This is a genomic window from Maribacter sp. MAR_2009_72 (assembly GCF_007827235.1).
GTDB lineage: Bacteria > Bacteroidota > Bacteroidia > Flavobacteriales > Flavobacteriaceae > Maribacter > Maribacter sedimenticola.
In genome coordinates this window covers 3,085,251-3,108,672 of the sequence record NZ_VISB01000001.1, presented here as the reverse complement: position 1 = coordinate 3,108,672, position 23,422 = coordinate 3,085,251, and the positions used below count along the sequence as shown (strand labels likewise).

Sequence of the window (23,422 nt, the reverse complement as noted above, 5' to 3'; positions counted from 1 at the left end):
AATGAAAAGAATAGCGATCATCATAACCCTTTTTACACTATTGGTTTCCTGCATTGACGAGGTAGACCTAGGAATTGGTTCCAATGACACTACCAATAAAATCCTAATCGTAGAGGCTACGTTGACAAACGAACTTAAAACACATCGTGTGGTCCTGAGCAGAATGGATACCTTAACGGACCTTGGCATAGATTCCATTTACAATCCATATGTTCCTATACGTGATATCAACAGGGATTTGGTCCCTTATGAACGCAATGCCACGGTATCCATAGTAGATGGATCTGGAACCCTATATAGCTTTAATGAAACTAGCCCGGGAATTTATGAAAGCAGTACTGAATTTGCTGCCGATCCTTCTAATACCTATGCTTTGAACATAGCAACGACAGATGGAGCAACCTATTCATCCAAAGCCATGAAAATTGAAGGAATTTCCACTATTGCAGATGTTTATGCCGCTAAAACCACCAATGCCTCGGGCATTGAAGGCATTGGCATTTTCCTGAACAATTCCAGGGTTGAGGGCAATGTAAAAAACTTACGCTACACCTATGAAGAAACCTATAAGATTATTGCTCCAAACTGGACCCAGAAAGATTTTAAATTAACCAATTACGATCCTTGTGCTTTACCTGTACCAACTTATGACCTAGAAATCGTGGACCGGGTAAACGAACAACAAACCTGTTACGGCTATGCATCGTCCAATACCATTATTCAGACTCAAAATACCAATACGAACAGTAGTGGTATAAATAATTTCATGGTTCACTTTGTAGCCAAGGACAATTACATATTAACCCATAGATATAGTATAGAGGTTACACAGTCCGTCGCAGGTTCAGAATCCTACGGTTTTTACGAACAACTAAATAATTTTAGTCAGTCCGGCAATATTTTTTCACAGGTACAACCGGGATTTTTAGAAGGAAATCTCTCCTCGGATGATGGCAGCCAAGGAACGGTTATTGGATTTTTTGATGTTGTTTCTGTTTCCAAAAAGAGATTGTTCCTTAATTATACGGATTTCTATGACGGACAACCTTTACCCCCTTATCCTTTTAACTGCGAAGTAAAAACTGCGCCGGAGTCTCACGAATCGTATTGTTATAGTGGTCCTTCTGGGCCCAATCCCTGCCCACAATCCATTATAGAACAGGTAAACCTTGATTTAATCAGTTATGTAGGCCCTAATTCTGATACGGAGCAATGTTTTGGACCTCATCTATTTGTACCAAAGATATGCGGAGATTGCACACTATTAGGGAGTAATATAGTACCCGATTTTTGGGAAGAATAAATTAATGATATGAAAACAAAAACTATAGCCATCTTATTTCTGTTGAGTGTTTTTTATGCTCAAGCCCAATATGTAATAAAGGATGGTGCCGATCTTTTAAAACTTAAAAAAGTACCCCAAGAAAAAGCCTATATTGATCACAATGGACCTATTCTTCTATCTGGTGAATATTTGTATTATAGTGTACACTTTTTCAATGCACAGACCAATAAACTTACAGATGTGAGTAAAATTGGTTACGTGGCATTGGTCAACGAATCCAAGCAATTCTTTTTTGAACACAAGATTAAACTGGCAAAAGGCCATGGTGCCGGAGACTTTTTTGTGACCACTGAAATTCCATCTGGTAAATACAAATTATTAGGGTATACACAATGGATGAAAAACGCTGGTCTATCCCAAGTCTTTAAAGATGATATTATTATTATAAACCCATATTTAGCAGACCAAACTGCCCTACTCCCCAAGTCCAATACGCATTTAGAAAATTATGTGGATGAAAAGGAAACAAAAAGGAGCATAGATTCTGCCACAATAGCCCTTTCTACCAATAAATCTACCTACCAAACAAGGGAAAAAGTAGGGTTGACCATTAAAAATTATAAAGGTCCATTAGGTTATGGAACCTATAGCATAAAAGTCAAGAAAATTGATGAACTTAACAGTACGCCCGCTTTAGAGGCTACCACGTATGCCACAAATTACTTTAATGCCAATAAACAGATTACACAAGCGGTAGGTGATAGTATTTTTTTACCGGAACAGCGTGGTGAACTTTTCTTTGGAAAAGTTGTGGATAAGGAGACCAAGGTACCTGTACCCAATATACCCGTGGTCATCTCAATACCTGGTAAGGAGTTTTTACTGAAGTTTTCGCAAACGGACGATAAGGGTAATTTCTATTCTTATTTCATTAAGGACCACAAGCATGCCATGGCTATAGTTCAAATAGAAAATCAAGATAAAAGTTATACCATTGAAAAATCCAGTACAAGAAAATTGGACCTTGCAGGTTTATCATTTTCAGATTTTGTACTCACCGAAAAAATGGCACAATCAATAAAGGACCGTAGCATTGCAAACCAAATAGAAAACCAGTTTTTTACCGCAAAACCAGACTCTATTCTGGCCAGCGATCCCATTGACCCATTTGACGGAGGAATACCAGAGGTAGTTCTTTTAGAAGAGTATACCCTTTTCCCTACTCTTGAGGAAACCCTAAAAGAAGTGGTCGAATACTCCGGTTATAGAAAGAACGACCAGGGTAAGGATTATATAAAGGTTTCCCAAGATTTTAAGGACTATAATGAGCAATACAACGATTTTCCCGCTATAGTTTTGGTAGATGGCGTATTTATTCCCCAACATAGTGAAATACGAAATATGGATGCCCGTACTATTGAAAAAATTAGTTTGATAAGAGATCAGTTTCGTTTGGGCCAAAAAGACTATCAAGGAATTGTATCTATTGAAACCTTTAAGGGAGATTACGTTGAAGGCTATAGCGCCCCCAATAGTACCGTAGTTCCTTTTGAAAGGCCAGTGTCCAAAAAAAATTATTTTGTACAAAAATACCTAGCGGAAGACACCTCTTATCAACGTATACCAGACTATAGAAACTTATTGTTTTGGCAACCTCAATTAAGGATTAACGAAAGTACGTATAATTTTGAATTCTACACTTCTGACCTTGATGGGGAATTTGAAATAACATTAAACGGTTTTACATCATACGGTAAGCCGCTAACCGTATCCAAAAAAATTACGGTAGTGGCACAACAACTAGATTAGTCCATAATGACCAGTTACCCTTATTACAGCACAGCCATAAAACAAAAAAGCCTTATCATTTCTGATAAGGCTTTTACTTTTTGCTCCCCCTCTTGGGCTCGAACCAAGGACCCTCTGATTAACAGTCATAATTTGTAACCAAACTAATCTTATAATAAATCAAAAAAAATTACACTAAAACCCCTTATAGACTATTGTTATCAGCAATTTGAAACAAACTTTCTTATGTTTTGGTTTGCTTTATTATATTATATTTGTGTTACAATTGTGTTACACCGAAAAATAATTCAATGAAACAAGCGGAAGCAAACATATACTTAGATCAGCTTAGACCCAGAAAAAATGGAGATTGTTCCATAAAGATTAAGGTAACCTTCAACAGGAAGCGAAAATATTATCCCACAGGTATTCATTTAACACCAGAAGAGTTTTTTAAGTTAATGAATGCCGAACGTAGAACTAAAGACCAGAAAAAACTGCTAATCAGGCTAAACCATCTACTAACAAAAGCTCAAAACGTAATTTCCGGTCTAACAGTATTTACATTTACAAGGTTTGAGGAAAAATATTTTGAACTACGCAATACTGAAAACAGTGTTTCATTTGCGTTTGAAAATTATATAAAAGAGTTGAAATCCGAAAATCGTATTGGAACGGCCGTTAGTTATAAAACTGCTATTAATAGCATTGAAGATTTTAAAAAAGGACTGACGTTTGCGGATATCACCCCTACCCTCCTAAAGCAATACGAAAGCTGGATGGTTAAAAACAATAAAAGTAGGACGACTGTAGGCATCTATCTTAGGAGCCTAAGAACAATATATAACCTTCAAAATATCGATAAAAGCCTATATCCATTTGGAGGTAAGCAAGGTAAATATTCCATACCAACAGGACAAAATGTTAAAAAGGCATTAACGGTTGAAGAAATAGCCAGTATTTATAATTACAGAACAACCCCAAACACAACCAAAGATATGGCAAAGGATTACTGGTTATTCCTTTACTTATCCAATGGTATGAATGTTAAAGATTTTTGCTTGTTAAAATGGAAAAATATTGACGGAGAGATGCTAACCTACCGCAGAGAAAAAACCATAAGAAACAAGAAAGAAAACAAAGTGATTTCAGTAGCATTAAAGCCAGAAACTTGGATTATAATTAAAAAATGGGGTGTGCCATCTGTTACTAAGGAGTCTTACATATTCCCACATATTAAAAATGGAATGACCATTGAAAAGCAGCGTGCAACATACCAGCAATTAACTAAAATTATAAATAAATACATGAAATTGATTTCGGCTGATTTAGGAATTAATAAAAATGTCACAACATATTTTGCCCGACATTCGTTTGCAACCGTTTTAAAGCGTTCAGGGGCTAATATTTCTATGATTAGCGATTTACTAGGGCATAGTTCTGTTGGTGTTACAGAAAGTTATTTGGACAGCTTTGAAAACGACCAAATACAAAAGCAAACAGATGTTCTAACGGATGGGTTTAAAAAGGCCAAATAAACTCAAAGAACAACTTGAAATTATATGGATACAAGAAATAAACTAAACCTTTTAGAACTAGAAAAAGAATTATGTAAACACCCTACAGTTACTCAAAAACTTGACTACCTAAAGAAGAAACAGGAGGGCAATCCAGATACTTTACACTCCCTTATATTAGAACTACCTTCAAAGCATTTTCCAGATAAAACAAACAACGTTGAGTTTACCTACTGGTTTCTAATATATAACGCTGAAGTATGTTTTAAGAATCACATTAGTAATCAGCAATTTAAAAACAAGCTTAAATCTGGATTAAAAGAGCAATATCTAAGGAAAGAACTAAAGGAAATTGAAGCAAGGGAAAAAGAAGCCATTAACAGCATAACAACAGAAACCTCAACAAACGCCAATCTTGATCATGAAACTATCTATAATTCAGACAAAGGATTTTTCGATTATATGGCATCGGGAAAAAATAAACTTTCAAAAGCCGAAGTAATTGAAACATTAAGAATACTTGACGGTAACTACTACAAAAAAAAACCTACTACACATTCATATAGAGTAATTAGAAGCACAGAGGTCCTTACATACTTTAGGCATATTTTACTTAAAAATCATCTACAATTTTTATTGTCGGAATTAAAAATAAAAGAAAGGTTAAGTCTAAAAGAAATTGCCATTATTCACGCTTACAAAGTAGGAAAATCATTAACACAAAAAGAAGCTAAGACTTTAGCAAAAGAATATGGCTGGGCGTCTGGACACAAATTATATCAATATGTAAATTATTTTATAAGTAGAACAAATAGAAAAGGTGACGAAGGGACCCTTGTCAAAAATAAAAACAAGCAAAAAATAATTGAGGGCATACTTCACTTCCTAAATAATGAAGAAAAAAATAGCGCCATGGATGACTTGGCAATCTTAGCAAACATTATAAAAACAAAATATAATTAAAATAAGTAACCGGTTATAACCGGTTATCACCCTCCACATACTACAATATTTGTACAAGAATAATAACTAAAATCTTGTACAAATGAAGAATCCTTTTGAATCTATTGAGAGTCGGTTAGCTCAAATTGAGAATCTAATTCTTGATATAAAACACCATCCTGAACAAAAAAAATCACTTCCTAATGAAGAACTACCAATTCTAATTAAGGAGGCCTCAACCCTACTGGGTTTAACAGTACCCACAATGTATGGTAAGGTAAACAAAAATGAAATCCCTTATTTAAAAAGGGGTAACCGTCTATACTTTTTCAAATCCCAATTAATAGAATACATAAAAGAAGGGCAAAACAAATCGGATTCTAGTATTAAGGAAGAAGCAGAAGCAGATAATTACCTGTATAACAACAAAAAAGGGCAGAACCATGGAAAGTAACCAAAGAACAGCCCCTATAAAATCGAAAACTGAAGATAGGGAAAAAACAGATAAAACAATACCGTTAAATCCCAAATTTGAGTCACTCAAAAACCCAAAAACTATAATAAAGCACTTTCAAACTTTAACCAGAACCACATCCATCCCACACGATAAGATTTTGATGCAGTTGATTGAAAAATTTGAGCCTTTAGATTTTGAAGGATTGGCAAACCCTGAAGGTATGGAAAACTTCAAGTTAAGTATCAAACATTATTTGATTTTAGCCGTACAGAACGTTATAAGTATGGCGGAAAACAATCGCTGGGGGCTCTGTAAGAACCATGATACTATTTACCTTTATAATGGCACCTTCTGGAATGAACTGGACAAAGAGGCATTTCAAAAATTTTTAGGCTTAGCAGCAGAAAAAATGAAAGTTCCCATATTTTCAGCCCGTTATTATCATTTTAGAGAACAGCTTTACAAACAATTCATGGGAACGGCCTATTTGGAACCAAAACCATCTTTATCTAATAGAGTTTTGATAAACTTAAAGAACGGCACTTTTGAGGTAAGCACGGATAATACCAGATTGAAACCATTTGACCCTTCAGACTTTCTTACTTACCAACTCCCTTTTGATTACGATCCTGAAGCTAAAGCACCATTATTTCAAGAATACTTAACACGTGTGCTACCTGATAAAGATCGTCAAATGGTATTGGCTGAATACTTGGGCTTTGTGTTTATTAAACATGGTAGCAACAGGCTTAAAGAGGAAAAAGCTTTGATACTTTATGGAACTGGTGCAAATGGTAAAAGTGTATTCTTTGAAATCGTTAGCGCATTATTTGGAGCGCAAAACACCAGCAACTTCTCATTACAGAGTCTGACAAATGACAACGGCTATTTTAGGGCAAAACTTGCAAACAAATTGGTGAACTATGCAAGTGAGATAAATGGCAAATTAGAAAGTGCCATATTCAAACAATTGGTATCAGGAGAACCTGTTGAAGCCCGTCTACCTTATGGCGAACCCTTTACATTAAAACAATATGCCAAATTAATCTTCAACTGTAATGAGCTACCAAGAGACGTTGAACATACAAATGCCTACTTCAGAAGATTTTTAATAATTCCATTTGATGTAACTATTCCGCCCCATGAGCAGGACAAACAATTACATTCGAAAATAATTGAAAATGAATTGTCGGGAGTTTTCAACTGGGTTTTAGAAGGTCTTGATAGGTTATTGAATCAAAAACGGTTTACTGATTGTGAAGCTGTTAAAATGGCCGTTAACCATTATAAAAGTCAATCGGACAGTGTGAAAATGTTCATTGATGAAAATAATTATCAAAACAGTCCAACAGAATATCGATTGATAAAGGAATTATACCAAGAGTACAGAGCCTTCTGCATAGAAGATGGTTTTAAACCTGTTAATAAATCAAACTTCATAAAAAGACTATCTGGGTTTGGTGTTTTTGTCAATAGGGTGACGGGAAACAAATTAGCCGCCTTCATTTATTGAAATAAAAAATTCCTCAAAAAATAAAGATGTTCTTAAAGAGTAACTAAAATAACTCCAGTAACTCGGCCAGTTATTTTAGTTACTAAAGTTAGTCTGAAATAAACCTTTTAATATGGAACAATATCGCTATACACTAGAAAAAGGAGCCAAAAAGAATCTTTGCCCACATTGTTACAAAAAAAAATTTGTTAGATACGTTGATACCTTAATAAGCGAATATTTACCAGAACAGTATGGGCGTTGCGATCGTGAGATTAAATGTGGTTATCACCTCAACCCTTACATTAACGACTATTCGAGTTCTGTTTGGAAAAAGGAACAAGATCATGGAAAAGTATGTAAATTTAATGAGCCAAAACAGATTAAAAAGGTTTCCAAAGAGGACAATTTGGCTCCTATACCATTTGAAGTTCTGGAAAGTTTACTAACGGGATACGAAAAAAACGTATTTATTCAAACCTTCCTAACCCGGCTAGAGTTCCCCTTTAAAATACAGGATATTGAAAAAGTGATTTCACAATATTATTTAGGGACCATTTTAGAAACAGGGGCATGTGCATTTCCCTTTATCGATTTAAACAACAATGTAAGAGCAATTCAAGAAAAGATTTTTGACCATGCTAACCACACAGACAAAAGTAAAAAATACCATACTGGTTGGGTCCATTCCAGACTAACTAATACCGAATTTAAAAATAAGCAGTTACCTGATTGGCTCAAAGCATACAACCAAAACGACTCAAAGGTTTCCTGTCTATTTGGGGAACACTTGCTCACCAAGTACCCATGTAATCCAATTGCGTTGGTAGAAGCCCCTAAAACGGCTATTTATGGCACATTGTATCTTGGCTTCCCAGAAGACCCCGCAAACTTAGTCTGGTTGGCAGTCTCAAACTTAAGCAGTCTAAACCTCAACAAGTGCAGAGCTTTAAAAGGCAGAAAAGTGTATTTGTTCCCTGACCTATCAAAAAATGGTAGGGCTATTAAACTCTGGAAAAATAGGGCAAAGGAGATACAAGAACAATTACAAGGTTCATATTTTGAGGTCTCAGATTTATTGGAACAATTTGCTTCTAAAAAGGATATAGTGGAAGGTAAAGATTTAGCCGATTTCCTAGAAAATCTCGACTGGGCAAACTTTCGAAAAATGAAAAATGAAAACCTAAATGTTCATCAAAAACCAAAATTTAAACAATTTGAGTTAGGTAATGAAGAGTTGAACATAGCTAAACCTGATTCAATCGAAATTGATTTTGTTTCAAAGCTGGACTATTTAAAATACGAATATTTAAACCGCATAGGAACCCATAGAGAAAATTACAGCCAAAAAGAATGGCTTGATTTAGATGACGGAATTTTCTGGTCCGACTTAATAAAACATTTAGATAAATGTAATTTAACTAGTCTCAAACTTGATATAGACAGAACATCTAATAATTAAAAATCTAGTGTATGTATATAGGTTCAAGACTATTAAATATGGCATTTAAAGTCTATCTAAACAACGGGGGGATTAGGTCATGAACTAACAAACTATTTTAACTATAACTATTAAAATGATCGTATTATAAATATCATAGTCAATTCTAACAACCCCCGATTTACTTGATATTTTTGGAAAATTTCTTTTAAACCCGCCGATTTAATATTTTTACGTTGATTGGGAAATCATAAAGAAAAAATATAAATTTTAAACCCACCGATTTATAGTTATGTACAATATCCCAAGATTTAATTCGAAGAACCAACCAATTTGTGAAATTTGTGAAGTTGCCTATGACAGGTTATTACTACACGTAAATAGGAGGCATAATCTTAATTCCAAGGAATATAAAGCTAAATTCAATTTTCATCCACGCAAAGGTATTCAAAGCAAAGCCCTATCCACAAAGATGAGGGCTAATGCTATAAAAAACTATAACAGCACTATTATGAAAAACCTAATTATTGGCGGCAAGCAGACTAGGTTTAAGGAAGGAAACAAATTTACAAATCGGGAATTGGTAAGTTTGACGGGTAAGGCTCGTATGGAGGCATATTGGGCTTCAAAAAGAGAAACAAAAGAAAATCTGACGTTAAACCTAATAAGGAAACTGAGATTACTATAACTGGCATTATCACAAATCAATTTACTATTTGAAAAGATAAGACCAATTATAAACTTAAATTTTTATATCAACTCAGTTAATTGTTCAAATTCCTTCATTATGGAAATATTTATTTCATCCTCTAAGTGCTTAGCTAGAATTAATTCATTTTCTATATTCAGATAACACTTTCCATTAAGTGCTTTAAAATTATCTGTTATAATGGATTTATAATGCTCTACTGTTTTTACTTTACATTTATAAAATTCAAATTCACAGTTTTTAGTATTATTAAAAAAGTCTATGAAATGCTTTCTAAAATCTTCCTTTACTTGTGTTCTAAATTTCTGAGTTTTTACTGTATTGAAATTCGTATATGCTTTTAATACAAATAAAAAGTTGATTTTATATTGATGAACAAACAAAGTATCCCTATCAAATAAACGCTCTTTATAATGATATGATTTTACTGGTAATTCTTTCTTTTTTTCTATTAAATGTTCATCAAAATTTTCCTTATTTTCGATGTAACCATATATAAAAAAGTTAGGTGTTATATTGTAACCTTCCGTAAGTTCATCTCTATATCTAATTCCTTTTCTATAAGGTTTGCCCTTGTCTTCATTTAATAAATCAATATTAAATTGAATTACATTTTTCGCATATGTAAATTGCTTGTATTTCGATAAATTACCAGCTTCTTTGTTAGATTTGTAATATTTTGAATCCCCAATATAAAAGATATTACTTGTGTCAATTAAAGATTGGTAGTTGTAAATATGGTCAATGATTTTACCATCATCATTTTTTTTCAAATCTTGAAGTGAAACATTATCTATTTCTGTATTATTTAATTCGTCTGAAAATAATTTATCAATCATATCTTCAAATACTAAGTTATAATTATTTACAGATATAAAATCTTCTCTTTTTCTTTTCAAACTGCTTTTATCTGTTTGCGTAAAGTATATTTCACATAAAGAATACATTCTTTTTAATGAGTCATTAAAGTAACGATACTTTATCTTTCTTAGTTTTGAAAGTCCATTTGCCTGAAGACTTTTAAAGGATTTACCTTTTATAACTGAAAAGGATTTATCAATTTTTAAATTAAGTTTATGTTCTTGGTTGAAGTAATTTAAAATTGAAAAGAAATATATAAACAATTCTTCTTCTGTGTTTTTAATTTTCTTTTTGTTTCTAATTGAAACATAAATTGGCGAATTATTTGCATTCAAAATAGGTAAAGATTTTCTTATTGTCTTATCCCACTTTGGTTTTTTCGCTTGATTTGAATTATATTCAATATGCTTATATAAAATATGGTTTTTGTTTTTTTTGTAATAGTTCACAAAAGACAATAGTAAATCTAAATAAGAATATTCTTGGTTTCCTAGGTTGGTATTTAATTCGAATTTCTCTGATTTGTTTACGATTTGAGAATCCATAATCCTCTTTCTATATTCTAAAAGGCTATTATAGAAATATAATGATGATTGCCGAATCCAATTAAATTGCAAATCATGTTTAATATTTTTTAGAGTATTTAATTTTAATAATTCCTCTTTAGTTTTCCCAAAAATAGAATTTATGTCATCAATCATAAACACTTTTGGTAACATGTAAATTAATTCGTTTTTTTCAAATGAATGATAGTAACCTACAGAAATAATTTTACCTTCTAAACCGTTTTGAATATAAAATTTTGGGTCGTCAAAAATTTTTTGAAGAGTTAGAATCGGATAATATGCTCCTTCAATTAGAATTTTCATCTAATCTTCTTTTTCAGGTTCGATTAAACCAATCTTTTTAAGTATTTTCTCTACTTTTTCTTTTCCTTTTTCAGGAATAGGGAAGAAGTCTTCATAAAAAGTATTTTCCTCAAATATATGGTCATCTTCATCTTTAAAAACGTCATTCCATAAATAGAAAATAGCTTTATTTATAAACTCTTCTAATGAAATAGTATCATCTTTTGCTTTGATAAAATAGTTTCCAATACACTTATCCATACCTAGGTTTGGATTTTGCTTTATTATAGAATTTACTTTTTTAATAAAATCAATCCAATAAAAAGACTCTGTGTCTGACAGGGTTACTTTAAAATTAGACGAAGGGTTTTCTGGTAATTTGTTATAGTCGATAGGTATGTATTCCCAATCCCATCTTCTTTTAAATGCACTATCCATAGGAAATAAAGACTGGTCGGAAGTATTCATAGTAGCTAATAAACTTAGATTTGATGGTAATTGCATTTTGCCATTTGTAAATCCATCATAACCTTTTTTAGTTAACATTTTTTCTAAATGGTTAGCTAATTCGAATGAAGGTGTAATTTCATAACCCTCATCTAACAGTTGAAATATATCTCCAAAAATTTCAGCACAATTCCCTCTATTAATTTCTTCAATTACTAGGAAATAATCTTGAAATTCGTTTTGCCAAGCATCAATATAAATATTTGTAAAAATTTGTGGTACAAACTTGTATTTGATTTCATCTAAGCCAGAAACTGCATCTTTTTCAGTTATTGGCTTAAAACCTCCTATAAAAGAAGCGTAATCATATTCTGGATGAAAAGTTACCCTTTCCGTTCTAGATTCTTTACCTTTTAAAATTTCCTTTATTTTATGGGATTTACCTGTTCCAGGTGCACCGTAATATATTTTTTGAGATGCACTAATACTTACTTTGATATCTGCTAAAATATTATTTAAAACATCTAACTCAGGGCTAGCTATTCCAATTTCAGCTATAACAGCCTCTCTTTCTGATTTATTGCTATTAAATAATTCCATAGCAATACAAATATTTGAACGACCTTCTCTAGTTAGATAACCGCTAATTGTTGATTCATATTTATTTACAGCGGTATCTACAGACGCATCGCTATAATAGGTTTTAATTGATTCCCAATCTATAGTAGAAGTAAAATTCTTTTCAGTTAAGTTTAATGATTTGACAAATTTAACTGGATTAAAGCCTACAGCATCTTTGTCTAAATAAGAAAATAGATACAAATAAACTTTATTGTTAATTAGAAAATTGAAACTAAAGATTTTTCTCAATTCTAACCATCTAGAATAATAATCTTTATATACTGAATTTGATTTATTAAATGAAGCCGAGATAAGTAATAAACACCGATGGATTTCATAGTCGGCATTTCCTGCTGGGATTGAATATTTTTCCCATTTATCATATACTAATTTACCAAAATCTGTAAAACTTTCGTCAGACTTTAATAATTCAGCTGAGGTTAAATCTGAAATAGCTTGACTTTTTCTTCCTGATGGTGTAAAAACACCAGTATTAGAAAGAACTTCTAACCAGCTATGAGCATTATTAAATTTACGCAATGAAGAACCAAAGGGGTCTAATCTGAAATCGCCTTGAGGTAGTGTTGATGAACTACCAGTATTTATTAGCCATTCTTTAAAGGCTTCATTATTAATTAATTTTAACCAATCCATAAATTATTCTTTTTTACAATAAATAGAATTTCATTAACTTTTTTAGCATTATGTCCACCATAACTTTGGTAATTTGTTCTTTCAATATTTTTAACTTGCAACGAGCCTTCTTCAAATAAATCTGAATTAAAAAAACTATCTAAATCATTTAGTATTTCTTCTTTATCCCCATTAATACCTGATTTGTGGTTTCTACCATTATAATAACTCATAATGACCCAATCTGTTTTTGCGTTAGTGATTAACTCATTTAATGAAGAAATAAAAAGTGCATTTTTACAGAAAGTGGAAGAAAAATCCTTTTCCATATTTTGACCTCTAACATATTTCGTTTTGCTAAAGTATTTTTCTAAATCTTCTATTTTACAGTAGTCAGATATTAAGTTTAACATAAAATAATAAGAAGTGTATTGTCTAAAATTATATGGTGGGTCGATATATAAAACCTTATGTCGTGGAATTTCTTTTATATATTCAAGTGAATCTCTTTCCTTTCCAATTTGATGTCCATTTAAATTAGATAATATAAAATCAAACTTTGGCGGAAGTAATTTAATTGAATTTAATGCTCTGGAGTCATAGCTTTCTCTTATGAAATCGTGGTAAGTTCCTTGAATATTACTAATTTTTTCAACTGAAATCAATACAACACTTATTAATAGATAATAAAGATTGTCCTCAATTACTTTTTCTTGATGCCATTCCCTTATCTTATTTAAAATATTGTCTAGCTTAATACCATTTTCTGGTGAAAAATATCTTCTTTTTCCAGTTGAGCCTCTAGAACTTTTAAAACCACTTTCATTACCTTTTTCAGTATAATAATTAAAAAAATAACTCTTTCTATACTTTTTCGATATTAACGAACTATCTAGAGATTCTAAATATTGCAGAATGGTTAAGAAATCCAAAAAGCAGCCTTTAAGAGCTTTTTTCTTTAAAAATTTATACCCTTTTTCGTTTGAATCTAAAGTGGCTAATATTTTTTTAGTCTTTTTTATAAAATCCTCTGGATTTATCTTAAGTGATTTAAAATTTATTGAGGGTATTTCGTTATTTAATAAGTAACTTTTTCCAAAAACATAAGAAAAACTATTAATGTCATTAGAAATAACATTATATCCATTTAGTTTTAAATTAAGTGAAACTGACATTGTTCCAGAGAATATATCACAAACAGTGTCTCCTTTATCGCATAAATTGTCGACTTCACTAATTATCGAATCTATAATAGACGCTTTATTACCTAAATATCTTTGAATCATAGGTTTATAATATCTTTTGAAAAAACAATTAAAACCTCTATACTATCTGTTTTTTGATTGATTGAATCGTGATTATTAAGTTGTTTGTATTTTAAATCTAACTCAACTATTTGCATTTGATAATTTGGAATGATTTCATCTTTTAATTTTTCTAATTGATCAATTGTAATCATTCTTTTATTTCCATTATCTTCAGATAATGACTTTGAATAACTTAATAACAATGTCGACTCAGTGTTTTTTGTTAACTTAAATAAATCTGAAAACGCTTCTGGTGCTTTTACCATTGAACAAAACCGTGATTTGAATTTATCTGAAGGGTAAAGACCAGTAGTTACTTTATCTCTATGAATTTGTAATTCAGGAATTTTGTATTCTATTAAAATTTCAGGTATATGATAAAATCTTGAATATTGTTGAGCAGTATATGGCGGGTCAGCATAAATTAAGTCAATTTTTGGCAAAACATCTATATTCTCAATTACAGATTCCATTGTTTTACTAATTACTATGTTCTTCGTAAGCGAGGTATTATTTTTAATTAATGAAATGTTATTTATAATATTTTCTGACAATACTGAATCGATATCAATTAATCTGTTCTTATATAAACGCGATTCAAGTAAATCATTTTTTAAAATATTTTCAAATTTTATTGGTTGTGCAAAATGTTTACCGGCACTGTTTACAATTTGCGAAATAGTACTAATCAAAGATGTCAGTACTAAATTGTATTGCCAAGAATTTATATTATCATTATTTAGTAATTCTTCTAATCTTCTTCTGTGATTGTCTATTTGAATTGATTGTTTTATTCCAAAATAAGTTCCAGCATAAATAGTTGTAAATAAAGGTGCTATATTGAAAGCAGGCTCGTATAAATGAGTTATCATTTTTTCAAAAATATTATTTACCTCTTCCGATTTATTATTTTTTCGATTCCAAATTAGAGGAAAGTTTTTATAAAGATTTAAAAGGCTTTTAGTATCTCTTTTTTTTAAAAAAAAATCCTCTTTTTTAATCCAGTCTGCATAAATTCCAAAATACTTATTGTCAGAATTTTTAAATAGAATATCTAGAGGGAAATTTAAAAAGCTAGGTTCAAAATCTACTTTCAAGAAAGTTTTTGAAATAATTCCGCTAAATTTCTGTACATCATTTGAAATGACATTTTTTCCAATATTACTATACGCTTGTGATACAATTGAAGAACCACTAAATAAATCTAAAACATAACCCTCACCAATATAATTCTCACTTTCATTTAAAATTGAATCAATTACTCGATTCTTTGCGCCAAGATACTGTATAGGTTTGGCTAATTCATTTATTGGTTTAATATCTATTTGTTCCAAATTATTTTACTTTTTTTTAGTTAATCCATAAAATTTACGTTTAAAACCTAACCTATACATTAATAAAATACATTTTGATTTTAATATTTATAACAGGCAATTCTACTAGATTACTTAATAGTTTGGAAGGGCTAATTTACCTTCCTTTAACCTTTTCACATGGTTAATTACTGATTGTTTTTTGACAAAGGCAAATTAAGTATTTTAATACTTTTTAACTGATTAAATAATACTCGAATTTTGAATATTGCCAATAGTCAAACCACTTGCAATATTTAATATTGAATTGTTTGAAGATAAGCAGTAAAATGAATCTATACTTAAAATGGTGTCTAATTTTAAAAGTGCTTTCTCTACTTGTAGTCATTATCCTTATACAAATAAAAATAAAGGCATCTTAAAAGAAAAATGAAATTTTAAAACCCACCCGCTTATCAATAGACTAGAACCCTCTAAAGCTTTTGACTTTTTATAGATTTAAAATTGGTAAATCTTAATCTAAAATATAAAAATTAGAAGTATTAGCATTACAAATAACTACACGCTAAAATTACTTTGTGTTACAATTGTGTAACAATCAAAAACTAAAAAAGGGCTACATTTCTGTAACCCTTTCACTTTCAATGCTCCCCCTCTTGGGCTCGAACCAAGGACCCTCTGATTAACAGTCAGATGCTCTAACCAACTGAGCTAAGGAGGAAAATAACCCGTTTTAGTTTCCTAAAGCGGGTGCAAATATAGTAGTTTTTTGAAATTCGCCAAATAAATAATAATTGTTTTTTTATTTAAATAACCATTTATAAACATCGTTACCATTTGCGAACAGTAAAAGTACTACCAAAATAAAGAAACCCGTTATTTGGGCATACTCCAAAAACTTATCACTAGGCTTTCTACCTGTAACCATTTCATAAAGCAGGAACATCACATGACCACCATCCAGGGCAGGAATAGGAAGTATGTTCATAAACGCCAAGATAATGGATATAAAAGCCGTTGTTCCCCAAAAGGCGGGCCAGTTCCATGTATCTGGAAACATGCCTCCAATCGCCGCAAAACCACCTACTTCTTTATATGCACCAGTATCAGGATTGAAAATCTTTTTCATCCCCTTAATATAATCAGTCAAGGTTTTTACCCCTTTGTTCCATCCCGCAGGTATAGACTCCAAAAAAGAATAATTTAAGGTCTCCACTTTAAAATATCCCTTTTCACCATACTCTTGATAAGTATCAAATCCTAGACTAACGCCCAATTTTCCTTCATCGGAAACTTTTGCCCGTAAAGGAACCCTGGTTCCGTTTCTATTGACTACAACATCCAAGGTTTTACCTTTATTCGCTTCTAAGTATGGAGATACCTGGTCAAGATATTCAACCGGGTTGCCCTCAATTTCAACAAGTGCATCTCCCTTTTCAAAACCTGTTGTAACATTAGGAGATTTTTTAGGGATACTATTAATGATAAAGGGACTTCTTTGGCTTATAAAACGTGCATTCTCCTTATTGTCAGAAATTGTTTCAATAAAATCTACCGGAATTTCTTTTTCAATGATAGCACCATCACGTTCAATAGTAATCGTTTCACCATAAACCAATTCAGGAACAATACTGTTCAGGGCTTTAATTTTATTGCCGTCTACGGCAAGAATCTTATCCCCGGTCTGTACGCCCAAAGCATCTCCTAGAACAGGCTCTGTCACCCAAATACCATCTTTAAGACTATCGTTGGCAATATACTCCTCACCATAGGTAAAGACTAAACCAATAAAGATAAATACCGCCAAGATGAAATTTACGGTAACACCCCCCAACATGATGATTAAACGTTGCCAAGCCGGTTTGCTTCTAAACTCCCATTCTTTCGGCTCCTCTGCCATGGCTTCCTTATCCATACTTTCATCTATCATCCCGGATATTTTTACATATCCGCCTAAAGGCAACCAACCTATACCATATTCGGTCTCCCCTATTTTCTTTTTGAAAAGCGCAAATTTTACATCAAAGAACAAATAGAATTTCTCTACTCTGGTCTTAAAATATTTTGCTGGGATAAAATGGCCTAACTCATGTAGGACTATAAGCAATGAAAGGCTTAAAAAAAATTGTATTGTCTTAATTATAATGGGACTCATTCTTTCTTCGTGAAAATTAAAATCGGACAAAAGTACATTTTTACGGCCGCTTAAAAAAAGAAACCGTTCACACTCAGCATTTTTTATGAATATTTTGGCAGCCATTAGTCCTAGTTTTCTTGAAATCCTGCATAGGCTAACGTACCTTTACACAAAAAAGATAATGCGTTCTTTTTTCGGTAAATTCAAGCTTTTTGGTGCGGTACTCATAGGAGTCTCTGGAGTGATTATTTACCTATTTTATAATGCTTTGACACCTAAGGAGCTTTTACCGGTGTATACCCCTGCCATGGTCAATGCAGAATTAGTACCACAAGAAATACAACATGTACGTAAATACCATACAATTTCCAATTTTTCCTTGACCAACCAAAATGGTCAGAACATTACACAGGAAAATTATAAGGATAAAATCTATATAGCCGACTTCTTCTTTACCACCTGCCCCACAATTTGCCCTATTATGACCAAGAACATGGCTTTGATACAGCAACGATTAGGAAACGATAATGAGGTATTATTGCTATCACATACCGTTACGCCAGAAATAGATAGCGTAGCACAGCTTAAAAATTATGCAATAGAAAAAGGAGTTGACGATAGTAGATGGAATTTGGTTACCGGAGACAAAAAACAAATCTATGAACTTGCCCGTAAATCCTATTTGGCGGTAAAAACCGATGGGGACGGAGGCCCTTTTGATATGATCCATACCGAGAATTTCATTTTGGTGGATAAGGAAAAAAGAATTAGGGGCTTTTATGATGGTACAAATACTGAGGACATTGATCAACTTATGACAGACCTAGATATATTAAAGGCTTCTTACAATGACTAAAACAGGGAATTACTTTATAACATATGGGGGTATTTATAGGTTATAATAATTTATTAATTGGATTATTTCCGTTACTTTTGCCTTACTTATAATGAATCTAAATAAAGATTGGAAACTACCGTAGCACATTTAAGGAGAGGTCAGAAGGGAATCATTAAGGAATTTACCGAAGATTTGCTGCCTATAAAGTTATTGGAAATGGGTTGCCTGCCCGGAAATATGGTAGAATTGGTACAGGTAGCTCCGTTAAAAGACCCTATTTACATCAACGTTAACGGGTCTCATATTGCCATTAGAAGGGAAATGGCGCTTCATATAGCTTTGGAAATCATTGAAGACAATGTGGTTATATGAGCAAACAAATCAATGTAGCCCTAATAGGGAATCCCAACACAGGTAAAACATCCGTTTTTAACCAATTGACCGGACTAAACCAGAAAGTTGGTAATTATCCCGGTATTACGGTAGAAAAAAAAGAAGGTATTTGTAAGCTTCCCAGAGGGGTAAAGGCCCATATTTTGGACCTGCCCGGCACCTATAGCTTAAATACAACGTCATTGGATGAAAGCGTAGCCGTAGAATTGTTGTTGAATAAAAACGACAAGGACCATCCAGATGTAGCCGTAGTGGTAACAGATGTAGAAAACCTTAAAAGGAACCTACTCCTCTTTACACAAATAAAAGATTTAAAGATACCTGCCATTTTGGTCATCAATATGGCCGATCGTATGTCCAGAAAAGGTATTACCATTGATATTGAGCTTTTGGAAAAAAAGCTCAACTCCAAAATTGCTTTGGTCAGCACAAGAAAGGGTACGGGTATTGAAACCTTAAAAGTGTTGATTGCAGATTACAAGAACCTGCCAAAGGCACAAAATGTAGATGCATCTGTTATAGACCCAGAATATTTTGAGCGTTTAAGGGCAGCATTTCCTAAAGAAGATGTTTATAAATTATGGTTGGTCATTACCCAAGATGTCAACTTTATGCCTATTGAAAAAACATTGATCAAGGACACTTCTTCGTTTGCTACAAAATCTAAATCTGAACTAAAGCGACTTCAACAAAAAGAGACCATATTAAGATATCAGTTCATAAATGGTATTCTAAAGGAAACGTATAAGGTAGACGTTAATGCGGCAAAAGGTTTTAGGGCAACTTTAGACAAGATATTGACCCATAAAGTTTTTGGGTACCTGATTTTCTTTTTGATATTATTGACCATTTTTCAGGCCATCTATGGTTGGAGCGAATATCCCATGGATTTAATTGATGGCTTTTTTGCCTCTGCCACGGAATGGGTCAAGGAAACCCTACCACCTGGGGTGTTCACTAATTTAATAGCCGAGGGCATATTGGCAGGTATTGGTGGTATTGTCATCTTTATTCCACAGATAGCGTTTCTATTCTTGTTTATAGCTCTACTTGAAGAAACGGGCTACATGAGCAGGGTCGTCTTTTTAATGGACAGAATAATGAGGCCTTTTGGGTTAAGTGGCAAAAGTGTAGTCCCTTTAATATCCGGTACGGCATGTGCCATACCTGCAATTATGGCCACTAGGACCATTGAAAATTGGAAAGAACGGTTGATCACTATTTTAGTTACCCCGTTTACAACTTGCTCTGCAAGATTACCCGTGTATTTAATTATAATTGCCCTGGTCATACCGGAAGGCAGCTTGTTTGGCTTAAGCTACAAGGCCTTGACCTTAATGTTATTGTATTTGTTGGGATTTGGAGCTTCTATTTTAGCGGCCCTAGTGTTGAACAAGGTCATGAACATTAAAAGCAAGTCGTTTTTTGTGGTTGAAATGCCAAACTATAAATTACCGTTATTAAAAAATGTTGGTTATACAGTTTTGGAAAAAACCAAAAGTTTTGTTTTTGGGGCGGGTAAAATCATTTTGGCAATTTCCATTATTTTATGGTTTCTTGGTTCTAACGGATTTTCAGATGAATTTAAAAATGCAGAAAGCATTGTAACAACTCGTGTAAAGGAAGAGGGTTTTACTACATTTAGCGAAGACTACATCAAAAACAAACAGCAAACTCTTAGTACCAACACTGCCGATAATGAGATTCGTGCACAACTTGAACTTGAGGAACTGAAAGAGCGCGCCCTTAACCAAGAAATTGCCAGTTATAAACTGGAGCACTCCTATATGGGATATATGGGCAAGGCAATTGAACCTATCGTTAGACCTTTGGGCTATGATTGGAAAATAGGTATTGCGGTACTAACTTCCTTTGCGGCAAGAGAGGTCTTTGTGGGTACCTTGGCAACGATTTATAGTGTTGGCAATGATGAAGAGGAAACCATAAAATATAGAATGGCCGCAGAGGTGGACCCAAGAACGGGCAAACCATTGTTCAATTTGGCTTCGGGTATTTCCTTACTATTGTTCTACGCATTTGCCATGCAGTGTATGAGTACATTGGCAGTGGTGAAAAGAGAGACCAATTCATGGAAATGGCCTGCAGGACAATTGGTAATTATGAGTCTATTTGCTTATATTGTTGCATTCATCGCCTATCAATTATTAAAATAAAATGGATACGCTACAGCACATTTTGGTATATATAACATTGTCGATTTCAATTGCCTATCTCGTCAACAAATTTTTGATTCCTAAATCTTTATGGAATCCCAAAAAAAAGAATAACAAAGCGTGTGGTCAAAATGATTGTGGCTGTCATTAAATGCGCTTGATTTTTCCGCAATTTTAATTAAAAAGTTAAATAAGGCCTAAATAACTCCCAACAGTATGTAAAATAGTAACGTTTGTTGTCTTGGTTCGTTTAGATTGCGAGAGCATAACCCATAACCATGTGCAAAAAACTACTATTTATTCTTCCCGTGTATTTTTTATTGTGCAATAGCGATATAGTTAAAGCACAAAATTTAAGCGCCAATGTACTTGACAGCATAACCAAAGCCCCTATACCTTATGTAACGGTACTATTGAACAATAAAGGCGTAATTACCAATGAAGACGGTAATTTTAATTTCATGTTAGATGAAACCGTTCAAGAAACAGACTCTCTTTTTATCTCCTGTATAGGTTATAAATCCGTAGCCAAACCTTTGTCGCACTTTACCACCAATACCATTTTACTAAGTCCCAAAGCCATAGAACTAAGAGAGGTTATAGTATCTAACAAAAACTACACTGCAGATGAAATTATGGAGTTGGTCAATGACAACCTAAATAGCAACTATAATTTTGATTATACCAAAAAACGCCTTTTTTACAGGAATTCATCGTACAATCGTATGGTAAAGACAGATTTTAAGGTCAAAGAATCCACTATAAAAGCATTAAACCAAAATTTTATAGATAGTATAATTTATACGGTACCCAAATCCAACAGTTATTATACGGAAATCCTTGGTGATCTTTATGGCAGTTTAAAGGAAGATGAACAGAAACTTGAACTTATAAAAGCATCTGAACTTTATGATAAGAGCAAGGAAATGGATATGGAAAAACTTGAGGAGAAGTTTAACGACATAATTAAAAAAAATGTGAGGACAGATTCCTATTTTAAGATTAAATCTGGCCTTTTTGGCACAAAGCTAGATGCGGACGAACTTTTTGAGGCAGATATAGATTCTACGGATATTGCGGCCGTAAATCAAGAAATTGAACGCAAACAAGAAAATAGCAAGAAGCGCAAAATAAATTTTGCCAACTATAGGAAAGGAATCTTGGGCAAATTACTACAGAACTTGCCCATACACGAGGATACCGAGTTAAATTTTATCATCAAACCCAGAAAATATACGTACACTCTAAAAGAATTTACCTATTTGGGCAATGATGCTGTTTATGTTCTGGAGTTTCAACCGGATGGTTCCGCAGACTATAGGGGAACATTATATATCAATGCCGATGACTTTGCTTTGTTACGTGCCGATTTTGAGAACATAAAACCCGTTCATTCATTTAAGCTTTTAGGGGTTTCTACCAATACCTACCTTACCAAGGGAAAGGCTATTTTCCATAAACAAACATTGGGAAGATACGCACTGCAATATTTTGAGACAGAGACCGGCACACGAATTGGCGTTAAACGACCTCTTAAGATAATAGAAAAGAATAAAGTCGTTAAGGGAAGAAACAAACAAAATGAACTATCGGGAAAAATGGACCTTGTTTTTACCGATATTGAAAAAAATGAACTAGTGGTATTCGATACGAAACAAATAAACGAAACCCAGTTTAATGCATTTGAGGAAAACCATAATGTGCTACCTACCTATATGCCAAAATACGACCCCAATTTTTGGAAAGGCCATACCATTATGGAACCTAATATGGCCATTAAGGAATTTACTTCTTCTGAATTGGAATGATTAAATAAAATTTTTAATGAAGTAGTAACACAAAAAACTCCAACCTAGAACCAGAAATAATCCCCCAATAGGTGTTATAGGACCTAATAGCCTGATTTTTTTTCCTGCGGATGCGCTTATACAGAGGCCATATATACTGAATGAAAATAGGAAAGTGCCTATTATGAAAGAATAGACCATATTTTTTTCCAGGCTGGTATCCAAATTAAGATTAAAACTTAACATCAATAATACCAAAGCATGATACATTTGATATTTCACTCCGGTTTCAAAGCTGTTTAATTGTTCTTCGGTAAATTTTTTCTTTAATAAATGTGCGCCAAAGGCACCGAATATGATAGCTAAAACTCCAAAAATGGCGCCAGCCAATTGTGCTATTAAGACCATAATTTTTTTTTATAAAGATACCTT

At 32.8% G+C, this 23,422-nt stretch carries 18 protein-coding genes and 1 tRNA gene; 12 read left to right on the top strand and 7 right to left on the bottom strand.

Annotated elements, in window-relative coordinates; genetic code table 11:
• The first annotated feature begins 1 nt into the window (after nucleotide 1).
• From JM81_RS13100 to JM81_RS18450, 8 genes are all read left to right on the top strand, one after another.
• A complete protein-coding gene (locus JM81_RS13100) occupies nucleotides 2-1,303 on the top strand; it encodes a DUF4249 family protein (protein ID WP_144804066.1) in 1,302 nt (433 codons plus the stop codon).
• A 9-nt stretch (nucleotides 1,304-1,312) separates the two neighbouring features.
• Nucleotides 1,313-3,094 (top strand): hypothetical protein, encoded by a 1,782-nt coding sequence (locus JM81_RS13095; protein WP_144804064.1) that lies wholly within the window; start codon nucleotides 1,313-1,315, stop codon nucleotides 3,092-3,094.
• 290 nt (nucleotides 3,095-3,384) lie between these two features.
• A complete protein-coding gene (locus tag JM81_RS13090) occupies nucleotides 3,385-4,611 on the top strand; it encodes a site-specific integrase (RefSeq protein ID WP_144804062.1) in 1,227 nt (408 codons plus the stop codon).
• Nucleotides 4,612-4,635: 24 nt separating this feature from the next.
• Nucleotides 4,636-5,553 carry a hypothetical protein gene (locus JM81_RS13085; protein WP_144804060.1) on the top strand — a complete coding sequence of 306 codons (918 nt, stop codon included), beginning with the start codon at nucleotides 4,636-4,638 and terminating at the stop codon, nucleotides 5,551-5,553.
• Nucleotides 5,554-5,635: 82 nt separating this feature from the next.
• Nucleotides 5,636-5,986, top strand: coding sequence for a helix-turn-helix domain-containing protein (locus JM81_RS13080; RefSeq protein WP_144804058.1), 351 nt, complete (start codon nucleotides 5,636-5,638; stop codon nucleotides 5,984-5,986).
• Nucleotides 5,976-7,502, top strand: a complete 1,527-nt coding sequence (locus tag JM81_RS13075) for a phage/plasmid primase, P4 family (RefSeq protein WP_144804056.1) — start codon at nucleotides 5,976-5,978, stop codon at nucleotides 7,500-7,502. The genes JM81_RS13080 and JM81_RS13075 overlap by 11 nt, the downstream gene beginning before the upstream one ends.
• Before the next feature lie 112 nt (nucleotides 7,503-7,614).
• On the top strand, nucleotides 7,615-8,943 hold the full coding sequence (locus JM81_RS13070; RefSeq protein ID WP_186435574.1) for a DUF6371 domain-containing protein: 1,329 nt from the start codon (nucleotides 7,615-7,617) through the stop codon (nucleotides 8,941-8,943).
• 490 nt (nucleotides 8,944-9,433) lie between these two features.
• The gene (locus JM81_RS18450) at nucleotides 9,434-9,610 is read left to right on the top strand and encodes a hypothetical protein (RefSeq protein WP_186435573.1); all 177 of its coding nucleotides are present in this window, start codon (nucleotides 9,434-9,436) and stop codon (nucleotides 9,608-9,610) included.
• A 62-nt stretch (nucleotides 9,611-9,672) separates the two neighbouring features.
• Here JM81_RS18450 and JM81_RS13065 read toward each other — a convergent pair whose 3' ends face one another.
• The 6 genes from JM81_RS13065 to rseP form a co-directional block, all read right to left on the bottom strand.
• A complete protein-coding gene (locus tag JM81_RS13065) occupies nucleotides 9,673-11,361 on the bottom strand; it encodes a hypothetical protein (protein ID WP_144804054.1) in 1,689 nt (562 codons plus the stop codon).
• Nucleotides 11,362-13,062, bottom strand: coding sequence for an McrB family protein (locus JM81_RS13060; RefSeq protein WP_144804052.1), 1,701 nt, complete (start codon nucleotides 13,060-13,062; stop codon nucleotides 11,362-11,364).
• Nucleotides 13,050-14,327, bottom strand: a complete 1,278-nt coding sequence (locus tag JM81_RS13055) for a DNA adenine methylase (protein ID WP_144804050.1) — start codon at nucleotides 14,325-14,327, stop codon at nucleotides 13,050-13,052. Before JM81_RS13055 ends, JM81_RS13060 begins: the two co-directional genes overlap by 13 nt.
• Nucleotides 14,324-15,682: a DNA adenine methylase gene (locus JM81_RS13050; RefSeq protein WP_144804048.1), complete on the bottom strand. Its 1,359-nt coding sequence runs from the start codon at nucleotides 15,680-15,682 to the stop codon at nucleotides 14,324-14,326. Before JM81_RS13050 ends, JM81_RS13055 begins: the two co-directional genes overlap by 4 nt.
• Before the next feature lie 626 nt (nucleotides 15,683-16,308).
• Nucleotides 16,309-16,382 (bottom strand) — tRNA-Asn (locus JM81_RS13045).
• An 81-nt stretch (nucleotides 16,383-16,463) separates the two neighbouring features.
• Complete coding sequence (rseP, locus tag JM81_RS13040; protein ID WP_144805644.1) at nucleotides 16,464-17,816, bottom strand: RIP metalloprotease RseP; 1,353 nt, start codon at nucleotides 17,814-17,816, stop codon at nucleotides 16,464-16,466.
• Nucleotides 17,817-17,979: 163 nt separating this feature from the next.
• Between rseP and JM81_RS13035 the strand changes: the two genes are divergently transcribed.
• The 4 genes from JM81_RS13035 to JM81_RS13020 all read left to right on the top strand — a co-directional run bounded on the left by JM81_RS13035 (nucleotide 17,980) and on the right by JM81_RS13020 (nucleotide 23,011).
• Nucleotides 17,980-18,654 (top strand): SCO family protein, encoded by a 675-nt coding sequence (locus JM81_RS13035; RefSeq protein WP_144804046.1) that lies wholly within the window; start codon nucleotides 17,980-17,982, stop codon nucleotides 18,652-18,654.
• Nucleotides 18,655-18,762: 108 nt separating this feature from the next.
• A complete protein-coding gene (locus tag JM81_RS13030; RefSeq protein ID WP_089258746.1) occupies nucleotides 18,763-19,008 on the top strand; it encodes a ferrous iron transport protein A in 246 nt (81 codons plus the stop codon).
• Nucleotides 19,005-21,203, top strand: a complete 2,199-nt coding sequence (gene feoB, locus JM81_RS13025; RefSeq protein ID WP_144804044.1) for a ferrous iron transport protein B — start codon at nucleotides 19,005-19,007, stop codon at nucleotides 21,201-21,203. Before JM81_RS13030 ends, feoB begins: the two co-directional genes overlap by 4 nt.
• A 278-nt stretch (nucleotides 21,204-21,481) precedes the next feature.
• Nucleotides 21,482-23,011, top strand: coding sequence for a carboxypeptidase-like regulatory domain-containing protein (locus tag JM81_RS13020; protein WP_144804042.1), 1,530 nt, complete (start codon nucleotides 21,482-21,484; stop codon nucleotides 23,009-23,011).
• Here JM81_RS13020 and JM81_RS13015 read toward each other — a convergent pair whose 3' ends face one another.
• Entirely contained in the window at nucleotides 23,012-23,398 is a 387-nt protein-coding gene (locus JM81_RS13015; protein WP_144804040.1) for a DUF423 domain-containing protein, read from the bottom strand.
• Between the last annotated feature and the right edge of the window lie 24 nt (nucleotides 23,399-23,422).

Bases quoted from the DNA above. Each gene is read 5' to 3' on its own strand.
- JM81_RS13100 (WP_144804066.1), top strand. From the start codon at position 2: ATGAAAAGAATAGCGATCATCATAACCCTTTTTACACTATTGGTTTCC.
- JM81_RS13095 (WP_144804064.1), top strand. From the start codon at position 1,313: ATGAAAACAAAAACTATAGCCATCTTATTTCTGTTGAGTGTTTTTTAT.
- JM81_RS13090 (WP_144804062.1), top strand. From the start codon at position 3,385: ATGAAACAAGCGGAAGCAAACATATACTTAGATCAGCTTAGACCCAGA.
- JM81_RS13085 (WP_144804060.1), top strand. From the start codon at position 4,636: ATGGATACAAGAAATAAACTAAACCTTTTAGAACTAGAAAAAGAATTA.
- JM81_RS13080 (WP_144804058.1), top strand. From the start codon at position 5,636: ATGAAGAATCCTTTTGAATCTATTGAGAGTCGGTTAGCTCAAATTGAG.
- JM81_RS13075 (WP_144804056.1), top strand. From the start codon at position 5,976: ATGGAAAGTAACCAAAGAACAGCCCCTATAAAATCGAAAACTGAAGAT.
- JM81_RS13070 (WP_186435574.1), top strand. From the start codon at position 7,615: ATGGAACAATATCGCTATACACTAGAAAAAGGAGCCAAAAAGAATCTT.
- JM81_RS18450 (WP_186435573.1), top strand. From the start codon at position 9,434: ATGAAAAACCTAATTATTGGCGGCAAGCAGACTAGGTTTAAGGAAGGA.
- JM81_RS13065 (WP_144804054.1), bottom strand. From the start codon at position 11,361: ATGAAAATTCTAATTGAAGGAGCATATTATCCGATTCTAACTCTTCAA.
- JM81_RS13060 (WP_144804052.1), bottom strand. From the start codon at position 13,062: ATGGATTGGTTAAAATTAATTAATAATGAAGCCTTTAAAGAATGGCTA.
- JM81_RS13055 (WP_144804050.1), bottom strand. From the start codon at position 14,327: ATGATTCAAAGATATTTAGGTAATAAAGCGTCTATTATAGATTCGATA.
- rseP (WP_144805644.1), bottom strand. From the start codon at position 17,816: ATGAGTCCCATTATAATTAAGACAATACAATTTTTTTTAAGCCTTTCA.
- JM81_RS13035 (WP_144804046.1), top strand. From the start codon at position 17,980: ATGCGTTCTTTTTTCGGTAAATTCAAGCTTTTTGGTGCGGTACTCATA.
- feoB (WP_144804044.1), top strand. From the start codon at position 19,005: ATGAGCAAACAAATCAATGTAGCCCTAATAGGGAATCCCAACACAGGT.
- JM81_RS13020 (WP_144804042.1), top strand. From the start codon at position 21,482: ATGTGCAAAAAACTACTATTTATTCTTCCCGTGTATTTTTTATTGTGC.
- JM81_RS13015 (WP_144804040.1), bottom strand. From the start codon at position 23,398: ATGGTCTTAATAGCACAATTGGCTGGCGCCATTTTTGGAGTTTTAGCT.